Raw genomic sequence first — 17,460 nt, 5'->3', positions numbered from 1 at the left:
CGAATAAACAGCCGCGAATTCCGTTCTTTGCCCATTTGTTGAATGGTCGTGCCCTTGCCGCATAGTACGGTCGCGGACATAAGGTCGCGAATCGAAACATTGTGGAGGGCTACGCCATGAAGGGCGATCCGAAGGTCATCGAGTTCCTGAACAAGGCGCTCACCAACGAACTGACCGCGATCAATCAATACTGGCTCCACTACCGCGTCCTCGAAGATTGGGGCGTAAGCCGGCTGGCCGATTACGAACGGCACGAATCGATCGACGAGATGAAACACGCCGATGTCCTGGCCGAACGCATCCTCTTTCTCGGCGGACTTCCGAATTTCCAGGCGATCCACAAACTCAAGGTGGGTGAAACGGTCGAGGAAATCCTGCGCGCCGATCTCGCGATGGAAATGGAAGCGATCCCGCTGCTCAAGGAAGCTGCGGAGCATTGCCAGTCGGTTCGCGATTTCGCCTCCGGCCAGATATTCGAGGATATTCTCGCCAGCGAGGAAGAGCACGTCGACTTCCTCGAAACCCAGTTCGACATGATCGAGCGCATGGGACTGCAGAATTACGTCCAGCTGAATTCCAAGCCCGCCGGCGAGGGTGAGCAAGGCTAGGGCTTGCTCACTTCCCAGAAGGTCGCGTGATGGCCGCCATGCTTGGTGAGCGTGCCCAGGCACCTTCCGTCACACCACAGTTCGGCACCGCCCGCTTCGATGTTGATGTCCGTGATCGTCAACGCGGTTTGTACATCCAGCGCCTCCATCACCACCGGCCCCGTCAGGATGCCGGTGGCCGGGAGGAGGGCAATCTCGATACGCTGCATGGCAGGTCTCCTTTCGCGTGGGGAAAGGAAATGCGCGGGCACCGATTAACGCGCGACAACCATTTTGCGGTCGCCTCTGAAATGGGGCTACCGGGCGCGAAGCGGCCTTAAATCTGCGACGAATCGTCGTCTGCCAGATCTTCGGGCCCGAACTGGCGTTCCTTCATTCTTTCGAGGTTGCGCCGCGCCGCAGTCCGCGTTTCGAGCAGGAAATACGCCAGACCCGCCATGAGCAGCCCCATGGTGATGACCCAGGTCAATGCCACCAGAGTGCCGAGCGGCGTGTAAACGAAGGCACTGATGAAAAGCAGAAGGATCACGATGCTGATCGTGAAAGCGGCGGCGGTGCTGAGCATCACGGCGCGCTGGGCGAGGATTCTGCGTGCCTCCAGCGCCGGAATTTCCTTCAGCTGATCGCCTGCCTCGTCGCGTTCGTCGGCCGCCAGAATCCGCTCGATCTTGTTGGCGACCCACAACAGGCGATTGGTCATGACATTCATGACCGCGCCGATCCCGGCGAGGAGGAAGGCGGGAGCAAGGCTGAGCTGGACGACATGCTGCACGCGAACGGTAGAGCTGGTCCGCTCGATCAGTTCCAAACCGGGCAGCACCGCCAGCAGTTCAATCACGCCCGCTGCCCCCGCTGAACTTGCCGCCGCCGCCGCGATTGGCATCATAGGGGTTCTTGGGGCTTTTCAGCACGACCCGGACGGGAACGGCATCGAAGCCCAGCTTGGCGCGGATGCCGTTGACCAGATAGCGCTCGTAGCTCTTGGGCAGATCGTCGAGCCGGGTCCCGAAGACCACGAAGCGCGGCGGCCGGACGCTCGCCTGCGTGATATAGCGCAGCTTGATCCGGCGGCCGCCCGGAGCCGGGGGCGGATTGGCGGCTAGCGCATCGTCGAACCAGCGGTTGAGCGCGGCCGTCGGCACGCGGCGGCTCCATGCCTCGCGCAATTCGAACGCTGCCGACAGCATGGTGTCGAGGCCCTTGCCGGTTTTGGCCGACACGGCGAACAGCGGGACGCCGCGCACCTGGCTGAGGCCTTCGTTCAGCGCCTCGCGGATGCCGTTGAAGAGGTAGGAGGCGTTTTCCGCAATGTCCCACTTGTTGATGGCCACCATCAGGGCGCGGCCTTCTTCCAGCACGTGGCTGGCGATCTTGAGATCCTGATGTTCGAGGCCCTTGGTCGCATCGAGCAGCAGGACGACTACTTCGGCAAAGTCGACTGCGCGCTTGGCATCGGCGACCGAGAGCTTCTCCAGCTTCTCCGTCACCTTGGCGCGTTTGCGCATCCCCGCCGTGTCGATGAGGCGGATTTCGCGCTGTTCGTTGGCCTTGGGGTCGAACCATTCCCAGTCGACGGCAATCGAATCGCGCGTGATCCCCGCTTCGGGACCGGTCAGCAGGCGATCTTCGCCCAGCAGGCGGTTGATCAGCGTGGACTTGCCCGCATTGGGGCGCCCGACGATGGCCAGCTTGAGCGGACCCGACAGGTCTTCTTCATCGAGTTCGGCTTCGAGTTCGGCAGCAGTCTCTGCGGCTTCTGCCTTGGCGCCGATGATGGGCCAGAGGCCGGCGAACAGGTCGGCAATGCCTTCGCCATGTTCGGCGGAGATGCCCATCGGTTCGCCGAGGCCAAGGCTGTAGCTTTCGAGTATGCCCGGTTCGGCGGCCTTGCCTTCCGCCTTGTTGCACACCAGCACGACCGGCACATCCTGTCCGCGCAGCCAGCGGCCGATTTCCTCGTCGAGCGGGGTCATACCGGCCCGTGCATCGACGACGAACAGCGCCGCATCGGCCCCTTCGAGGCTGACTTCGGTCTGCTGGCGCATCCGGCCTGGCAGGCTTTCAGGATCGTCGTCTTCCCAGCCCGCGGTATCGACGATGGTGAATTCCAGCCCGGCAATTTCGGCATCGCCCATGCGGCGGTCGCGCGTGACGCCTGGCTGGTCGTCCACCAGCGCGAGCTTCTTGCCCACGAGCCGGTTGAACAGCGTCGATTTGCCGACATTGGGTCGGCCGATGATGATTACGGTGGGTTTTGCTGTCTGTGTCATGATCGTGCCTTGCGGGGAGGTGGTCGATAGCCACGGCTTTGGCAAGGCCGCAGGGCGTTTCCTACAGGATGGAGCACATGGAGCACGGTCCTGAAAGGAAAAATGCCGCCGGGCCAAATGCAGGCCCAGGCGGCGGAATTGTGCGATTTCAGAGCTGGCGAACCGTCCATGCAAGCGGCTCTGCCATCAATGCCCCAATGTAGGAAAGGCCTTTCAGTCGGCCTTCGCCACGGGCGGGTTTTCGCCCAGATCTTCATACCAAGCTTCGACCGGGCCATTGAGCTTGAGCGTCAGCGGCTTGCCATTGCGATCGACCGTCTTGCCAGCCTGCACGCGCACCCAACCTTCGGAAATATCGTATTCCTCGATATCGGTGCGGGTCCGGCCCTTGAAACGGATGCCCACGCCGCGCTGCAGCACATTGACGTCGAAATGCTCGCTATCGGGGTGAACCGACAGTTTCATGGGTGGGGTCTTGGGCTTGTCTTCGGTCTGGTTGTCTTCGCTCATGGAGCGGGCCTGTACTTTGGGTGATCCGGCCCGGCAAGATTAAACGCCCGGGCCGGATGCTGAGCCATCTCGAGATTTCCGATCAGATTTCGTCGGGGCCGCGATCGGGTTCGTCATAATCGGGCTGGACGGGCTCGATGGAGGGCGGTTCTTCCATCGGGGTCTCGTCAGGCGGGGAACTTGGCGGCATTTCGGGCGGGGCGCCCGGATTGATGGTATCGGGGTCTGGCTGGGTCGCCATGATCATTCTCCTCAGTCGGGCGGAAGCATCGTGGCGGCATCGAGAGCCTGTTCGCCTTTGCCATCGTCGCCGCCATCCATGGCGGGGCGCATGGCCTCTTCGGTCTCGACATCGATTTCGTCTGGTTTGGTCTCGTCGGCGAGGACATCGCCCTCGCGCTCGCCTTCCGCTTCCATCTCGGCAGCGGTCTTGGGTTTCACGTCGGGGTCGATCGTCGGCGGTGTGGCCGGCGGAACTTTGGGGGTTTCGTAGTCGCTCATGGGTGCGATCCTTTCCCCCATCAAACGGCCACTCGGCCAGGTCTGTTCCACAATCCGCACGGACCCTGTCGCCGCGCTTGCCCTTTTCGCCGCATCCGACTAGAGGCACGCCCCTATATACGCGGCGGACCCCGTCTGCGCGCGGATTCGCTTTCACGGTTTGCGGGCGTGGCGGAATTGGTAGACGCGCTGGTTTTAGGTACCAGTATCGAAAGATGTGGGGGTTCGAGTCCCTTCGCCCGCACCAATTCCGCTCTGTCGTGAACCCTCGCTCAGACAGACAGTAACCTACGAGTTTCGACACCCATGCAGATCAAAGAAACCGCCAACGAAGGCCTCAAGCGCGCCTACGCGATCACCATTCCTGCCAAGGATATCGATGCCCGCATCGATTCGGAGATCAAGAAGATCGCCCCGCAGGTGAAAATGCCCGGCTTCCGCCCCGGCAAGGTGCCTGCCAATCTCGTGCGCAAGATGCATGGCGATCAGCTTCACGCCGATGCCGTCAACTCGATGATCCGCGAATCGGTCGACAAGACCATGCAGGACAACAAGCTGAAGCCGGCGATGCAGCCCAAGGTCGAAGTCGGCGAAGGCTATGAGCAGGGCAAGGACGCCACGCTCACCATCGAACTCGAAGTGCTGCCCGAAGTGGAAGCACCGGCAACCGACGATCTCAAGATCGAGCGCCTGACCGTTCCCGTCACCGACGAGGAAGTGATGGAAGCGATCGGCAAGCTGGCCGAGAACAACAAGAACTACAAGGACGCCGCGAAGACCAAGAAGGCCGCCGATGGCGACCAGCTGATCATCGACTTTGTCGGACGTGTGGACGGCGAGGAATTCGAAGGCGGCAAGGCTGAAGACGCAGCCCTGGTGCTGGGTTCGGGCATGTTCATCCCCGGCTTCGAAGACCAGCTCGTGGGCGTGAAGACCGGCGATGAGAAGACCATCGAAGTCACTTTCCCCGAAGATTACCAGGCGACCCATCTCGCCGGGAAGAAGGCCGAATTCGACGTCACCGTGAAGCAAGTGAAGGTCGAAGGCGAAACCTCGATCGACGACGATTTCGCCAAGAACTTCGGTCTCGACGGTCTCGACAAGCTCAAGGAACTGCTGCGCGGCCAGCTCGAGCAGGAAACTGCCGGCCTGACCCGCACGCAGATGAAGCGCTCGCTCCTCGACCAGCTGGCTGCGGGCCACGATTTCGCCGTGCCGCAGGGCATGGTTGATGCCGAATTCGACCAGATCTGGGCCCAGCTCCAGCAGGAAGCCGCCCGTTCGGAAGATCCCGAAGCGACGCTGAAGGAAATGGAAGACGAGAAGGAAGAATATCGCGACATCGCAGAACGTCGCGTCCGTCTCGGCCTGCTGCTTTCCGAAATTGGCCAGGCGAACAACGTGCAGGTCACCTCGCAGGAAATGAGCATGCTCATCCAGCAGGCTGCACAGCAGTATCGCCCGCAGGATCGTGAACGCTTCATGCAGTATATCCAGCAGGAACCGATGGCCGCCGCCCAGCTGCGCGCTCCGCTTTATGAAGACAAGGTCGTCGACTTCCTGTTCGACAAGGCCGAAATCACCGACCGCGAAGTGACGCGCGAGGAACTGGAAGCCGCGATCGAAGCGGAAGAAGGCGAAGCCGAAGCGAAGCCCGCCAAAAAGAAGGCGCCGGCCAAGAAGAAGGCTCCTGCCAAGAAGGAAGCTGCCGACAAGTCGGACGATGCGAAGGCTGAAAAGAAGCCTGCCGCGAAGAAGGCACCGGCCAAGAAAGCCGCTGCCAAGAAGTCCGACGACAAGGTTGAAGACAAGAAGCCTGCCGCGAAGAAGGCACCGGCCAAGAAGGCTCCTGCCAAGAAGGCAGCCGACAAGAAGTAAGCTTTCGGCACGACATCAGCGAAGGGCGGCGGGAGCGATCCTGCCGCCCTTTTTTTCGCCCCGCCTGCGCGGGCCCGGCTCACGCACCGGGCTGCGGCATGTCCGCCAAGGCCGTGAGTGCGACCGTCAGGCCTCGCTGTCGGACTTTCGCACGATCCTGGGGTTTTCGGGGCTGAGGCTGGGGAGGCCCTCGTCCTCGCCCAGATGGATGTGCCATTTGCGTTCTTCGATCATGCGGATGAAGGGGCCGGCCACGATGCCGTGCACGATGATCGACACCAGAATGGTGAAGCTGGCGATGGCCCAGAGCTGGTCGAACTGGAAGAACTTGCCGTGGTTCTGGCCGTAGGCGAGGTAATAGATAGAACCCATACCCCGCACGCCGAGAAACGCGACCGCGAGCTTGCCGGGCAGGGGCAGATTGCACACAGATTCCGATAGCAGCCCTGCCAGCGGGCGGATCACGAAGATCAGCGCGATGCCGATGGCCGCCCCCTGCCAGGTCAACGCGCCAAGCACGCCGCCCGCCAGCATGGCGCCGAAGCCGAAGAGCACGATGACAAGCACGATCTGTTCGATCTGGTCGATGAAATGGTGGCTGAGCTTGTGGTAGCGGCTGCGGTTTTCGCGCTGGCGGGCCGTCACGGCACCTACGAAAACGGCGAGAAAGCCGTATCCCTCGGCCAGTTCTGCCAGGCCGTAAGCAAGCAGCAGCGTGCCGAGTACGACCAGGCCTTCGCTGGTCGAATATTTCGGCTGGTCGGCGCTCTCGCTTTCCTCGTCGATCTCCTCGATCGGAGAATCCGCCTCGCGCTCGAACACGTACCATGCGCCCGCGCGGCCCACGGCCCAGCCCACGGCCACCCCGGCGGCGATGCGCCAGACCAGATCGAGCGCGGCCCATTGCACCGTCCACATGCCGAGCGAGGTCATCCCGATCGCGGCGATGGCAAGATAGGTGAAGGGGAAGGCCAGCCCGTCATTCAGACCGGCTTCGACGGTAAGCGAGAAGCGCACGTCATGGCGCTTGTTCTGCCCCGGCGGGCCAACCTGTACGCTGCGCGCCAGTACCGGATCGGTCGGGGCAAGTGCTGCGCCCAGCAGCAGAGCGCTGGCCGGGGCGAGGCCGACCATCCACCAGCCCATCAGCGCGACGGCGGCGATGGTCAGCGGCATGGCGATCACCAGCAGCGGCCAGATCTGCCGCCAGTTGCGCCAGCTCACCGGCCGGTCGATCGCGATCCCGGCCGCCATGAGCGAGGCGATGACGATGAATTCGGTGAGATATTCCAGCGCGACCGCGTCGAACCCGTCGACCGTGGGATTGATGTGGGGCAGGCCGAGTGGCAGCGAAAACAGCAGGAAGCCGATGCCGACATAGAGGATCGGCAGCGACAGCCAGAAACGCGCCAGCACGCGCTCCAGCGTCACCGCAAGGGTGAGCCCGAGCCCGAAGATGACGAACATGAAGATGCGTGGATCGAATTCCATCTACTTGCCCCGGCCGGCGGCGGGCTGCCAGCGCTCGAAGCCGGGCTCCGGCAGCTCGGCGCTGCGCACCGCCTCATAGGCGGCGCCGAGCTGGAGGACTTCGAAATCCTTCCACTTACCGCCGAAAATGCTGAGGCCCACGGGCAGATCCTCGACCGCGCCCATCGGTACGGTCAGATGCGGATAGCCGGCGACCGCGGCGGGCGTGCCGAAGCCGATGCTGCCATTGAAATTGTCGCCGTTCACCAAATCGCTGACCCATGCCGGACCCCGCGTGGGCGCGACGAGAAAGGCGACATCATTGTCCGCCATCAGCCTGTCGAGCGTCTCTTCGCCCGCAATCCGCAGGGCGGTCGCGCGGGCCGTGGTGTAAGCTTCGGTATCGGTGGTGCTCTCGGCGAGAGTGAACAGATCCTGCCCGAACCAGCGCATCTCTTCCTGCGGATGCGCCTGGTTGAAGGCGATGAGATCGGCCAGCGTGCGCGGCATGTCGTCGCCGGCCAGGCTGGCGAGATATTTCCCCATCTCTTCGCGCAGCTCATACATCAGCACGGTGAAGCTGGCGCCGTAGACTTCCTCGTCGATCTCGAATTGGATCTCGACCAGTTCGGCACCGGCTGATTCCAGATCGGCCAGAGCCGTATCGAAGACGTCGCGCACGTCCTGCCGGTCGCCCTGCTGCCCGCGCATCACCCCGATGCGCACGCCTTCGAGCGGGAAACCGGCCAAGCCAGTGTGATAATCGGCGCGGCGCGGCACGCCGACGGTGGCGCTGTCGGCGGCATCCTCCCCGGCGATGGCGGAAAGGAGAAGAGCGGCATCGGCGACGCTGTTCGCCATGGGCCCCGCGGTGTCCTGCGTGCTGGAGATGGGCACGACATGCGTGCGGCTGACGAGGCCGACGCTGGGCTTGAAGCCGACGACGCCGTTGATGCTGGCAGGGCAGGTGATCGACCCGTTGGTCTCGGTCCCGATCGCGGCCCAGGCAAATCCTGCGGCTACGGCGGCCCCGCTACCGGAGGACGAACCGCAGCTGTTACGGTCGATCGCATGCGCGTTGCGGGTCAGGCCGCCCACCGCGCTCCACCCGCTGGTGGAATTGTTGTCCCGGATGTTGGCCCATTCGGACAGATTGGTCTTGCCCAGCACCACACCGCCGGCGGCGCGCAGATTGGCAATCAGCGGGGCATCGCGCCTCGTGCGATTGCCGGCCAGCGCAAGACTGCCCGCAGTGGTGGGCAATTCGCGCGTCTCGATGTTGTCCTTGATCAGGACTGTCCGCCCATCGAGCAGGAGGTTTGCGGCATCTGCGGCCATCGCCTCGGCCGGGGCATCGGGATTGAGCGAAATGACGGCATTCAGTTGCGGCCCGGCATCGTCCAGCGCGGCAATCCGATCCAGATAGGCTTCGGCGTTGGGGCCGGCTTGTTGCGCCATGATCGGCGCGGAGGCGAGTAGGGCGGCGAGCGTTGCGATGCGCGATATCATGCAGGCACCGTGACAGCGCGGCCCGGTATTGCAAGCGTGGTTTACAAGCTTCCGCTAATCGACAGCTCGAAGGTCGGGCCGATGCGGCGATCCCGGCTCTCGCTGAAAGCCAGCAGGCCGCCGGGGCGGGGTGTGTCATAGACGGTCCGCTCGAACCGGTCCCGTGCGCCCAGCAGGTTATTCACCCGGCCCTGCACGGTCAGCCCCATGACATCCTTGTGTTCGGCAAACAGCGTCACGAAAGTCGGGCCCTCCCATTCGCGTCCGAATTCATAGCGGCGCGAATAGGGAACCTTCCCTTCGGAAAACAGGCTGGCGCCCCAGGCCCAGTTGCTCTGCTGGATATCGTGGCGAAAATCGACATCGATCAGATCGACCGTGTCGCCCGAGAAGGCACGGTTTTCTCCCGTGAAGGGGTCCGTCACATCCATGTCCCGTGAGCGCAGGCGCACATCGAAGCGCGCGCCGTTCCACCCGAGCGTATCCATCCGCACCGTCGCATCGAGGCCGAGGTGGAGGCGCTGGGCATCGCCGATATTTCCGCGCGCCTCACCACCATCGGGCAGCGGGAACCAGTCGATGAAATCCTCGAACCAGGCCTGCCGGACATCGAACTGGAGCGACAGCCATTCGCCGAAAGTCCTGTTCGCCTGCAGTTCGACATTCCAGCTCTGATAGGGAACCAGCTGGTTATTGCCGCCATTCTGATTGTCGTTGCCGAGCGAGACGCTGGCCAGAAAATCGCCGAACGACAGCTGGCTGACGCGGCGGGCTAGTGTCAGCGAAACGTCGAAATTGTCTTGCGGCTTCCAGGTCGCGGCCAGCGACCCCTTGGGCCGTTTGAACGAGCGGGCATTGGCAGCAGCGCCGGTCTGTTCGATCGTGGAGAATTCCATGCCGCCGATGAGCTGGACCGACAGAGCGGAGGATATCGGCTTCGACCATGACAAGCTGGTGTCATAGCGGTCTTCGGCCACGCCCCCGGTCCCGGCAGGAAAATCGAGTTCGAAGAACTCGCCTGTTTCGCCCAAACGGAACAGCGATGAGCGCCGGTCGAGCCGGTTGAACGCGGCTTCTCCTGCCACCTGCCAGTCGGATGCCAGCATGTTCCACTGGTATTCGAGCCTGCCGATCCGCTCTCCGGTTTCATTGGTCTGCCGGAAGCGCGAACCGATTGCAGGCCGGTCGTCCGAGAAGTTGTCGACGAGGGTGTTTTCGTAATTGTCGCGCTCGAACCGCTCCAGGCCGATCAGCTTCAGGCTTCCGGGGCCGAGCGGGAATTCCACATCGCCGCCGATTTCATATTCCGGTCCATCTTCGCGCACTATCGAACTGCGCTGGCGGATCGGGCCAGAAACAGGGAGGCCGGTTTCGAACTCGTCGCGATTGTAGAAATCCTCGCCGTAACTCAGATTGAAATTGGCGATAGATGCCGGACCGAGTGTGTAGGTGAAGTTGGTGGCGAGCTTCGGATTGTCGAAAGCGCCTGAAAAGCGGGAATATTGCTCTTCCGTCAGACTGCTGTCGGGCGCGTAGACCAGGGTATCGCCATCGGCACCGAAACGGTTGTTTTCGTTCGACAGCGATACGGTGAAGTCGAGTGCGCCGCTACTGCCCGTGAGCGAGGCTTCGCCGCCATACCACCGCGGATCCGCATTATGCGGGCGGAAGCCGAGATCCCACCGGAACTGGCCCGATGCCCCCCGGCGAACGTAGACGACATTGGCGACCAAGCCCGTCAGGCCCGGAATATCGAGCGTATTCCCGTCAACGAGTTCGATCCTGACCACGTCGGCGGCGGGAATACGCCGCAACTGATCGCTCAGCGAATCCGACTTGCTCGAAAAGCGCTTTCCGTTGACGAGCAAATTCTGGTCGGCCTGGCCCAGACCGCGCTGGCCGGCATTGCCGCCCGAAATCGAAAAGCCGGGAATGCGGCTGACCATGTCCAGCGCATTGCGCGGCGCATATTCGGCGAAAAAGGCAGGTTCGTAGGTTCGCGTCATCTGCGAACTTCCTGCCGGTGTCTGGTCGATGACCGAGGGATCTGCGGCATCCTGCGCGGCAAGCGGCGTCATCGAGCAAATGCCCGAGACAAGCGCTATCAAGCTCGCAGACCTGTTCGACACGAAAAGCACCCCCCTTATTTCAGCTTCCCGCTAGGGGAGGACGTAAGGAACCCAACCGAGTGTCGATGAACGGCCATATTCCCACGACGAGCGAAAGTATCGAGAGCAACGGGCCCGGTGGGCCCCAATGGAGTGCTCCGTCCCCACGCAGCGACCTGGCGGTATTAGAAATGTCTCACGTCTTTAACGCTTCGCTTACCGCTATGCCCTAGGGGCACATTCCTGGCCGGGCGCGATATCTGCGCAGTCTGCAAGCGTGGCGCAAATTAGCTTCGGTCAGAATACACGACAACAGGTAACGGCTTCACGCGTCGGCAGGCGCCAAACGATGTCCATACAGCGAGTTTTTGCGAAGTGTCCTACAGCACCCATGACGCAGCCAGTCCCTCCCGCTCCTTCTTCGGTTCGAGAGGCCGCTCAATCTCCAGTCAGATGAACGGATTGTTCGCGGCCTGTGCTGCGGGCGTGCTGATCATCTGCTTGGTCGCGACCCTGGGGTTCCAGCTAATTCAGGCCCATGCCACCGATCTCGACGAGATTGGCGAAGGCGTACTGCTCGCAACCAGCCTCAGTGCCGATGTGCACGCGTCGCAGCGCAGCCTCGGCAATTTTCTCGACGAGGGCAACGATCCCGAAGATCTTTCCGCCGCGATCGCACTGGTTGAAAAGGCAATGCAGGCCCATGCGAGGCTTGAGGGCGCTTATGCAAGCGACGACGAAGAAGCTTTGTCGCGGGTCAACGAAATAGGCCAGCATTTGGCCGCGATGAAGGCGGGTCTCAACGCGCTCTATACCACCCCGCAAGAAGAAATTTACGAAGGCGTGGTTCCGATCTTCAAGGACGGTTACGCCATTGGGGACCTGTCCAGTTTTCTTCGCGATCGAGGTGAAAGCGGCCTGATGGATCTGACCATCTCCAATGAGGCGGAAATCCAGCTTTACGCTTTGGTGATGATGATTCTCGGTGTCCTCTCGCTGCTGACGCTGTTCCTTGGCCGCAGGATGATGACGCGGCGGGTTGTCGCGCCGATCCGCAACATCGGCGAAACCAGCTCGCTGCTTGCCGCCGGCGCCAGCGATCTCGAAATCCCCGAGCTCGACCGCCAGGACGAAATCGGGGAAATGGCGCGTGCGCTGGAGAGCTTGCGCTTGATGCAGGAAGAAGCGCGCCTGGCCGCCAATGACGAGCTGGAAACTCAGGTCGCTTCTGCGGCAGAACGCGACAAGCGGGTCGCTATGCTGCAGGACCTGGCGGACGCTTTCGAGCACATGGTCGGCGAGGTGGCGCAGGACGTCGCAGCAGCCAGCGGCCAGCTGAAGGACGCCGCTCTCGTCATGTCCGAAAACGCGGAACAGTCGTCGCAGCGCGTAGTGAATGCGACCAATCTGCTGGCCAAGACCAGCCAGGGCGTGACCGGCGCTGCGGCGGCCAGCGATGAATTCGTGATGTCGATCGGCGAGATCAGCCGCCAGGCAGCGTCGAGCGCGGAGCGTGCAGGGCAGGCCAATGAGGCGGCGCAGGATGCCGATCGCACGATCGGCGATCTCGACGAGATGGCCACCCATGTCGGACAGGTGGTGGAGATGATCGGCCAGATTGCCCAGCGCACCAATCTGCTCGCCCTCAACGCCAGTATCGAGGCCGCGCGTGGTGGCGAGGCAGGCCGCGGGTTCGCCGTCGTTGCCAGCGAAGTGAAGGAACTGGCTGCCCAGACGGCCCGCGCCACGCAAGAAGTGGAAGCGCAGATCAAGCTGATCCAGTCTTCGTCTTCCGCCAGCGCCGGAGCCTTGCGCAAGATCACCGAGGAAGTGGGCCAGCTGGGCGTCACCTCCACCTCGATTGCCGCCGCCGTGGACCAGCAGGCGGTTGCCGGGCAGGATCTGGCGCGGAGCATCGACGCAGCCGCGCGCAGTGCCGAAATGGTCAGCGGCGACATGGACGAGGTCAGCCGCATGACCCTGGCCACCGGTGCCGCCGCGAGCCAGGTTCTCACCGGATGCACCTCGCTGGAAAGCCGGGCAGAAGTCCTCCGCACTCAGGTTGCCGAGTTCCTAGAACACGTGCGCGCGGCGTGATCGGCACACTCGCGGCGTGAGACTGGGCAACTGAATGTGTACGCAAATGGTCCGCAGGTGAGGCGGGCGGGGGAAAGTCATCCTGATGCGCGACTGACCCCTTGAACATCGCGCCCGGCATGGCGACATAGGCGTCCGAAATTCAGACGGAAGGATACTCATGATCGACCTCTTCGGCAGCGATGCGCACAGCAGTCAGGGCCAGTTTGACCGCGATCCCATCACGGGTGCGCTGGTGCCGACCGTGGTCGAGCAGTCGAGCCGCGGCGAACGGGCGTTCGACATCTTCAGCCGCCTGCTGCGCGAACGCATCGTTTTCGTGACCGGCCAGGTGGAGGACAACATGGCTTCGCTCATCGTGGCGCAGCTGCTGTTCCTCGAAAGCGAAAATCCGTCCAAGCCGATCAGCATGTACATCAATTCGCCCGGCGGCGTGGTGACGGCCGGCATGGCGATCCACGACACCATGCAGTACATCAAGCCGCGCGTATCGACTGTCTGCATCGGCCAGGCCGCCTCGATGGGCAGCTTCCTGCTTGCCGCAGGCGAACCCGGCATGCGTATCGCGCTGCCGAATGCCCGGATCATGGTCCACCAGCCTTCGGGCGGGGCCCGCGGCATGGCATCCGACATTGAAATCCAGGCGCGCGAGATCCTGCGGATCCGCAAGCGCATGAACGATCTCTACGTCCAGTATACCGGCCGCAGCCTCGACGAGATCGAGAAGGCGATGGACCGTGATACCTTCCTCGAAGCGGAAGAAGCGATGAAATTCGGCCTCGTCGACAAGGTGTTCGAAGCGCGCCCCGAGAACGAGGGCGAGCCTGAACCCGTGAAAGACGAAGACAAGGGCTCCGGCGGCGCGCCCGAATAAGCGCCGCATGCCGCCGGCATAGACCAGTGGCCGGATGCATCAGCGTCCTTCGGGTTAACGCGGCCCCTAGCCTTCAGCTTATGGCAAGGGGTTTGCGTTACCTATGATATTGACCCAAGCCCGCACCGGCCTAGAGTCGGCGAATCCCCTGATTTTCACAGGTGGCGCGGGCAGAGCAGGAAATGACGAAGTTGACCGGAACCGATAGCAAATCCACGCTGTACTGCAGTTTCTGCGGTAAGTCGCAACACGAAGTCCGCAAATTGATTGCCGGGCCCACCGTGTTCATCTGCGATGAATGCGTGGAACTGTGCAACGACATCATCCGCGAAGAAACCAAGGCCGGGATCTCGGGCAAGAAGGACGGCGACGTTCCGACGCCCAAGGAAATCTTTGAGACGCTGAACGATTACGTGATCGGCCAGGACCGCGCCAAGCGCGTGCTCTCGGTCGCGGTGCACAATCACTACAAGCGTCTCAAGCACGGCGGCAAGTCGGGCGATGTGGAACTGGCCAAGTCGAACATCCTGCTCGTCGGCCCTACCGGTTGCGGCAAGACGCTGCTGGCACAGACGCTGGCGCGCACCTTCGACGTACCCTTCACCATGGCCGACGCGACTACGCTGACCGAAGCCGGTTATGTGGGCGAGGATGTGGAGAACATCATCCTGAAGCTGCTGCAGGCCAGCGACTACAATGTCGAGAAGGCCCAGCACGGCATCGTCTACATCGACGAGATCGACAAGATCACCCGCAAGGCGGAAAACCCCTCGATCACGCGCGACGTGTCGGGCGAAGGCGTGCAGCAGGCGCTGCTCAAGCTGATGGAAGGAACCACGGCTTCCGTCCCGCCGCAGGGCGGCCGCAAGCATCCGCAGCAGGAATTCCTGCAGGTCGACACCACGAACATCCTGTTCATCTGTGGCGGCGCCTTTGCGGGCCTTGAAAAGATCATCGCCGACCGTCTCCAGAAGCGGTCAATCGGCTTCGGCGCGCATGTCGCCGATCCGGACAAGCGCCGCGTGGGTGAACTGCTCGAAAAGGGCGAGCCGGAAGATCTCCTGAAATTCGGCCTGATCCCCGAGTTCGTCGGCCGTCTGCCGGTGATCGCAACGCTGCGCGATCTCGATACCGATGCGCTGATCACGATCCTGACCGAACCCAAGAACGCCCTGTGCAAGCAGTATGCGCGCCTGTTCGAGCTGGAGAATGTGGAGCTGACCTTCAAGCAAGACGCGCTGCAGAAGATCGCCGAGAAGGCTATAGCCCGCAAGACCGGTGCCCGCGGCCTGCGCTCGATCGTGGAAGGCATCCTGCTCGACACGATGTTCGACCTGCCCGACATGGACGGCGTCACCGAAATCGTGATCGATGCGGATGTCGTCGAAGGCAAGAAGGACCCGATACAGGTCCACGGCGCGAAGGAAGAAGCGGCCTGAACATAGTCCGCGTCCTTTTCGTCTGCGGCAAGAACCGCTGGCGAAGCCCGACAGCAGAACAGATCTACTCCGGCCGGGAGGACTTGCATGTCCTTTCGGCCGGAACTGCATCGGATGCCGAAGTCCCGCTTGATGCGGAGCTTGTCGGATGGGCTGACCGCATCTTCTGCATGGAGCAGCGCCAGCGCAAGATCATCCGGACCGGATTCCCTGCCGAGGCCGGCGGGAAGTCGATCGTCAATCTGGGTATTCCGGACCGTTATCGCTTCATGGACCCCGCGCTGGTCGAGCTATTGCAGCACAAGCTTGATCCCTATCTGCGCCGCTGACGGCCGCCAGGCCTCAATTAGCAATCTATCCCGCAGGGCTTGCGCGTCATTTCGATCTGCAAAGTCGTATGGCCGATACGGTGATGATGCTCCAATTCCTCGGCAATTTCGCGCAGGAAGGCATCACCCGGATGGCCGCCCGGCATGACGAGATGGGCGGTCAGCGCGGTCTCGGTCGTGGACATGGGCCAGATGTGCAGATCGTGGATTTCGGTCACGCCCTCCAGCCCTGCCAGATAACCGCGCACGCCGCTTTCCGACACGCCCTTGGGCACGGCCAGCAGGCTCATCTCGACACTGTCCTTGAGCAGGCCCCAAGTGCCCCAGGCAATGACCACCACGATCACCAGGCTCACCACCGGATCGATCCAGAGCGCGCCCGTCATAAGGATCGCGAAGCCGGCAATGACCACGCCCAGGCTGACCAGCGCATCGGCTGCCATGTGGAGGAAGGCGCCGCGTACGTTTATATCGTGCTGGCGCCCGCGCATGAACATCACCGCCGTGCCGGCATTTATCGCGATCCCGATCCCAGCGACGATGACCATCGTCATGCCCTGGACGGGTGCGGGTTCGGCCATACGATTGAAGGTTTCGAAGGCGATCGCCCCGATGGCCACGAGCAGCAGCCCGGCATTGGCAAGCGCGGCGAGGATGGTCGAGCTCTTGTAGCCATAGGTGAAGCGCGACGTCGCCGGTTTCTTCGCCGCTACGCTGGCGCCCCAGGCCAGCAGCAGGGCCAACACGTCCGACAGATTGTGTCCCGCATCGGCGATCAGCGCCATGGAGCCCGACAGCCAGCCATAAGTGGCTTCGAGAATGACGAAACCGGTATTGAGGATGATGCCGATCAGGAACGCACGGCCGAAATCTGCCGGCGCATGGGCATGTCCGCCCCCGGGGGCATGTGCGTGATCGTGGCTGTGCCCGATACCCATTATGCGTTTTCCCCTAGGTTGCGACGCGTTCTCTCAACTACGGCAAAGACGGAGCGCCATTCAAGGAAATTCCGCGTTAAATCAGCTTGATACGATATCACGGCACCGCGCCAAGCCAGTCCTGACGGCTGCGATCAGTCCTAAGGCGATGTAAATGCTGCACGCGCTTGGTAAATGCTTTGCCGCTATTCGTAGACGCAGGCATCGAGACCGTCACGCCGGACCTGGCCGATCCGTGCCGAGATGGTGTTGCCGTGTCGGCGCAGCCAACCACCCGGATTCTTCACCGATCGTTCCTTGGGCAGCGGCAGCGCGGCTGCCATGCGGGCGGATTCCAGCGGGGTCAGCGATGCGGCGCTCTTCCCGAAATAGCGCTGCGCCCCGGCTTCGGCGCCATAGGTGCCGATCCCCGTCTCGGCGACGTTGAGATAGACTTCCATGATGCGCCGCTTGCCCCAGATCTTTTCGATCAGGAGCGTGAAATAGGCCTCCAACCCTTTGCGGAAGTATCCTCCGCCCTGCCACAGAAACACGTTCTTCGCCGTTTGCTGGCTGATGGTCGAGCCGCCACGGATGCGCCCGCCCTTGGCATTGCTTTCCATCGCCTTCTCGATCGCTTCGCGGTCGAAGCCGTCGTGAGTGCAGAATTTGCCATCTTCCGCCGCAATCACCGCGCGCACCAGATTGCGATCGATGTCGGCCAGCGGCTCCCAGTCCTTGGTGATGCCGTTTTCGTCCATCGCCATCGTCGCCGTGACGGGCACGGGCACGAATTTGAACAGGACGACCAGCAGCAGGCTGAGCACCAGCAGGCCGAATGCCAGTTTCACAAACCAGAAAAGTAACCGTTTCATGGTCACGCGGTTAATCAGCCGCGCGGGCCCGCGCAACTCCTACAAGTCGCCGGACACGATCAGGCGCTTCTTCGT

Annotated in this window: 17 protein-coding genes and 1 tRNA gene; 7 read left to right on the top strand and 11 right to left on the bottom strand. The window is 62.4% G+C overall.

Going from position 1 to position 17,460, the window contains the following annotated elements; genetic code table 11:
- Nucleotides 1-116: 116 nt before the first annotated feature.
- On the top strand, nucleotides 117-608 hold the full coding sequence (bfr, locus tag ACI2I1_RS03330) for a bacterioferritin (protein ID WP_404677893.1): 492 nt from the start codon (nucleotides 117-119) through the stop codon (nucleotides 606-608).
- Here bfr and ACI2I1_RS03325 read toward each other — a convergent pair.
- The 6 genes from ACI2I1_RS03325 to ACI2I1_RS03300 all read right to left on the bottom strand — a co-directional run bounded on the left by ACI2I1_RS03325 (nucleotide 605) and on the right by ACI2I1_RS03300 (nucleotide 3,889).
- Nucleotides 605-817, bottom strand: a complete 213-nt coding sequence (locus ACI2I1_RS03325; protein ID WP_221542738.1) for a hypothetical protein — start codon at nucleotides 815-817, stop codon at nucleotides 605-607. The two genes, bfr and ACI2I1_RS03325, sit on opposite strands and share 4 nt — an antisense overlap.
- 107 nt (nucleotides 818-924) lie before the next feature.
- The gene (locus ACI2I1_RS03320) at nucleotides 925-1,446 is read right to left on the bottom strand and encodes a DUF2721 domain-containing protein (RefSeq protein ID WP_221542739.1); all 522 of its coding nucleotides are present in this window, start codon (nucleotides 1,444-1,446) and stop codon (nucleotides 925-927) included.
- Entirely contained in the window at nucleotides 1,439-2,878 is a 1,440-nt protein-coding gene (gene der / locus ACI2I1_RS03315; protein WP_404677892.1) for a ribosome biogenesis GTPase Der, read from the bottom strand. Before der ends, ACI2I1_RS03320 begins: the two co-directional genes overlap by 8 nt.
- A 213-nt stretch (nucleotides 2,879-3,091) precedes the next feature.
- Complete coding sequence (locus ACI2I1_RS03310; protein WP_404677891.1) at nucleotides 3,092-3,388, bottom strand: DUF3297 family protein; 297 nt, start codon at nucleotides 3,386-3,388, stop codon at nucleotides 3,092-3,094.
- Between the two features lie 82 nt (nucleotides 3,389-3,470).
- A complete protein-coding gene (locus ACI2I1_RS03305) occupies nucleotides 3,471-3,629 on the bottom strand; it encodes a hypothetical protein (RefSeq protein ID WP_224812143.1) in 159 nt (52 codons plus the stop codon).
- Nucleotides 3,630-3,640: 11 nt separating this feature from the next.
- Nucleotides 3,641-3,889 (bottom strand): hypothetical protein, encoded by a 249-nt coding sequence (locus tag ACI2I1_RS03300; RefSeq protein WP_404677890.1) that lies wholly within the window; start codon nucleotides 3,887-3,889, stop codon nucleotides 3,641-3,643.
- 162 nt (nucleotides 3,890-4,051) lie between these two features.
- Here ACI2I1_RS03300 and ACI2I1_RS03295 point away from each other — a divergent pair.
- Both ACI2I1_RS03295 and tig read left to right on the top strand, forming a co-directional pair.
- Nucleotides 4,052-4,136, top strand: a tRNA-Leu gene (locus ACI2I1_RS03295).
- Nucleotides 4,137-4,195: 59 nt separating this feature from the next.
- Nucleotides 4,196-5,767 (top strand): trigger factor, encoded by a 1,572-nt coding sequence (gene tig / locus ACI2I1_RS03290; RefSeq protein WP_404677889.1) that lies wholly within the window; start codon nucleotides 4,196-4,198, stop codon nucleotides 5,765-5,767.
- A gap of 126 nt (nucleotides 5,768-5,893) precedes the next feature.
- Here the strand turns inward: tig and ACI2I1_RS03285 are convergent, their stop codons facing one another.
- Genes ACI2I1_RS03285 through ACI2I1_RS03275 form a run of 3 tightly spaced genes read right to left on the bottom strand, consistent with a single transcriptional unit; the run spans nucleotide 5,894 to nucleotide 10,875 of the window.
- Entirely contained in the window at nucleotides 5,894-7,258 is a 1,365-nt protein-coding gene (locus tag ACI2I1_RS03285; protein WP_221542745.1) for a sodium:proton antiporter, read from the bottom strand.
- On the bottom strand, nucleotides 7,259-8,746 hold the full coding sequence (locus ACI2I1_RS03280) for an amidase (RefSeq protein ID WP_404677888.1): 1,488 nt from the start codon (nucleotides 8,744-8,746) through the stop codon (nucleotides 7,259-7,261).
- A 41-nt stretch (nucleotides 8,747-8,787) separates the two neighbouring features.
- A complete protein-coding gene (locus ACI2I1_RS03275) occupies nucleotides 8,788-10,875 on the bottom strand; it encodes a TonB-dependent receptor plug domain-containing protein (protein WP_404677887.1) in 2,088 nt (695 codons plus the stop codon).
- 432 nt (nucleotides 10,876-11,307) lie between these two features.
- On the opposite strand from ACI2I1_RS03275, the gene ACI2I1_RS03270 reads away from it, so the two are divergent.
- The 4 genes from ACI2I1_RS03270 (at nucleotide 11,308) to ACI2I1_RS03255 (ending at nucleotide 15,593) form a co-directional block, all read left to right on the top strand.
- Nucleotides 11,308-12,951, top strand: coding sequence for a methyl-accepting chemotaxis protein (locus ACI2I1_RS03270; protein WP_404677886.1), 1,644 nt, complete (start codon nucleotides 11,308-11,310; stop codon nucleotides 12,949-12,951).
- A 160-nt stretch (nucleotides 12,952-13,111) separates the two neighbouring features.
- Entirely contained in the window at nucleotides 13,112-13,825 is a 714-nt protein-coding gene (locus ACI2I1_RS03265; protein ID WP_404677885.1) for an ATP-dependent Clp protease proteolytic subunit, read from the top strand.
- A gap of 182 nt (nucleotides 13,826-14,007) precedes the next feature.
- Nucleotides 14,008-15,264: an ATP-dependent Clp protease ATP-binding subunit ClpX gene (clpX, locus tag ACI2I1_RS03260; protein WP_221542750.1), complete on the top strand. Its 1,257-nt coding sequence runs from the start codon at nucleotides 14,008-14,010 to the stop codon at nucleotides 15,262-15,264.
- An 83-nt stretch (nucleotides 15,265-15,347) separates the two neighbouring features.
- On the top strand, nucleotides 15,348-15,593 hold the full coding sequence (locus tag ACI2I1_RS03255) for a phosphotyrosine protein phosphatase (RefSeq protein WP_404677884.1): 246 nt from the start codon (nucleotides 15,348-15,350) through the stop codon (nucleotides 15,591-15,593).
- A 17-nt stretch (nucleotides 15,594-15,610) separates the two neighbouring features.
- On the opposite strand, the gene ACI2I1_RS03250 is transcribed toward ACI2I1_RS03255, so the two are convergent.
- A complete protein-coding gene (locus ACI2I1_RS03250) occupies nucleotides 15,611-16,531 on the bottom strand; it encodes a cation diffusion facilitator family transporter (protein ID WP_404677883.1) in 921 nt (306 codons plus the stop codon).
- 185 nt (nucleotides 16,532-16,716) lie between these two features.
- Nucleotides 16,717-17,385, bottom strand: a complete 669-nt coding sequence (gene mtgA / locus ACI2I1_RS03245) for a monofunctional biosynthetic peptidoglycan transglycosylase (RefSeq protein WP_404677882.1) — start codon at nucleotides 17,383-17,385, stop codon at nucleotides 16,717-16,719.
- Between the last annotated feature and the right edge of the window lie 75 nt (nucleotides 17,386-17,460).

It is taken from the genome of Qipengyuania sp. NPDC077563 (assembly GCF_044901345.1).
Taxonomy (GTDB): Bacteria; Pseudomonadota; Alphaproteobacteria; order Sphingomonadales; family Sphingomonadaceae; genus Qipengyuania; species Qipengyuania aestuarii.
This window is presented reverse-complemented; position numbering and strand designations above follow the sequence as displayed.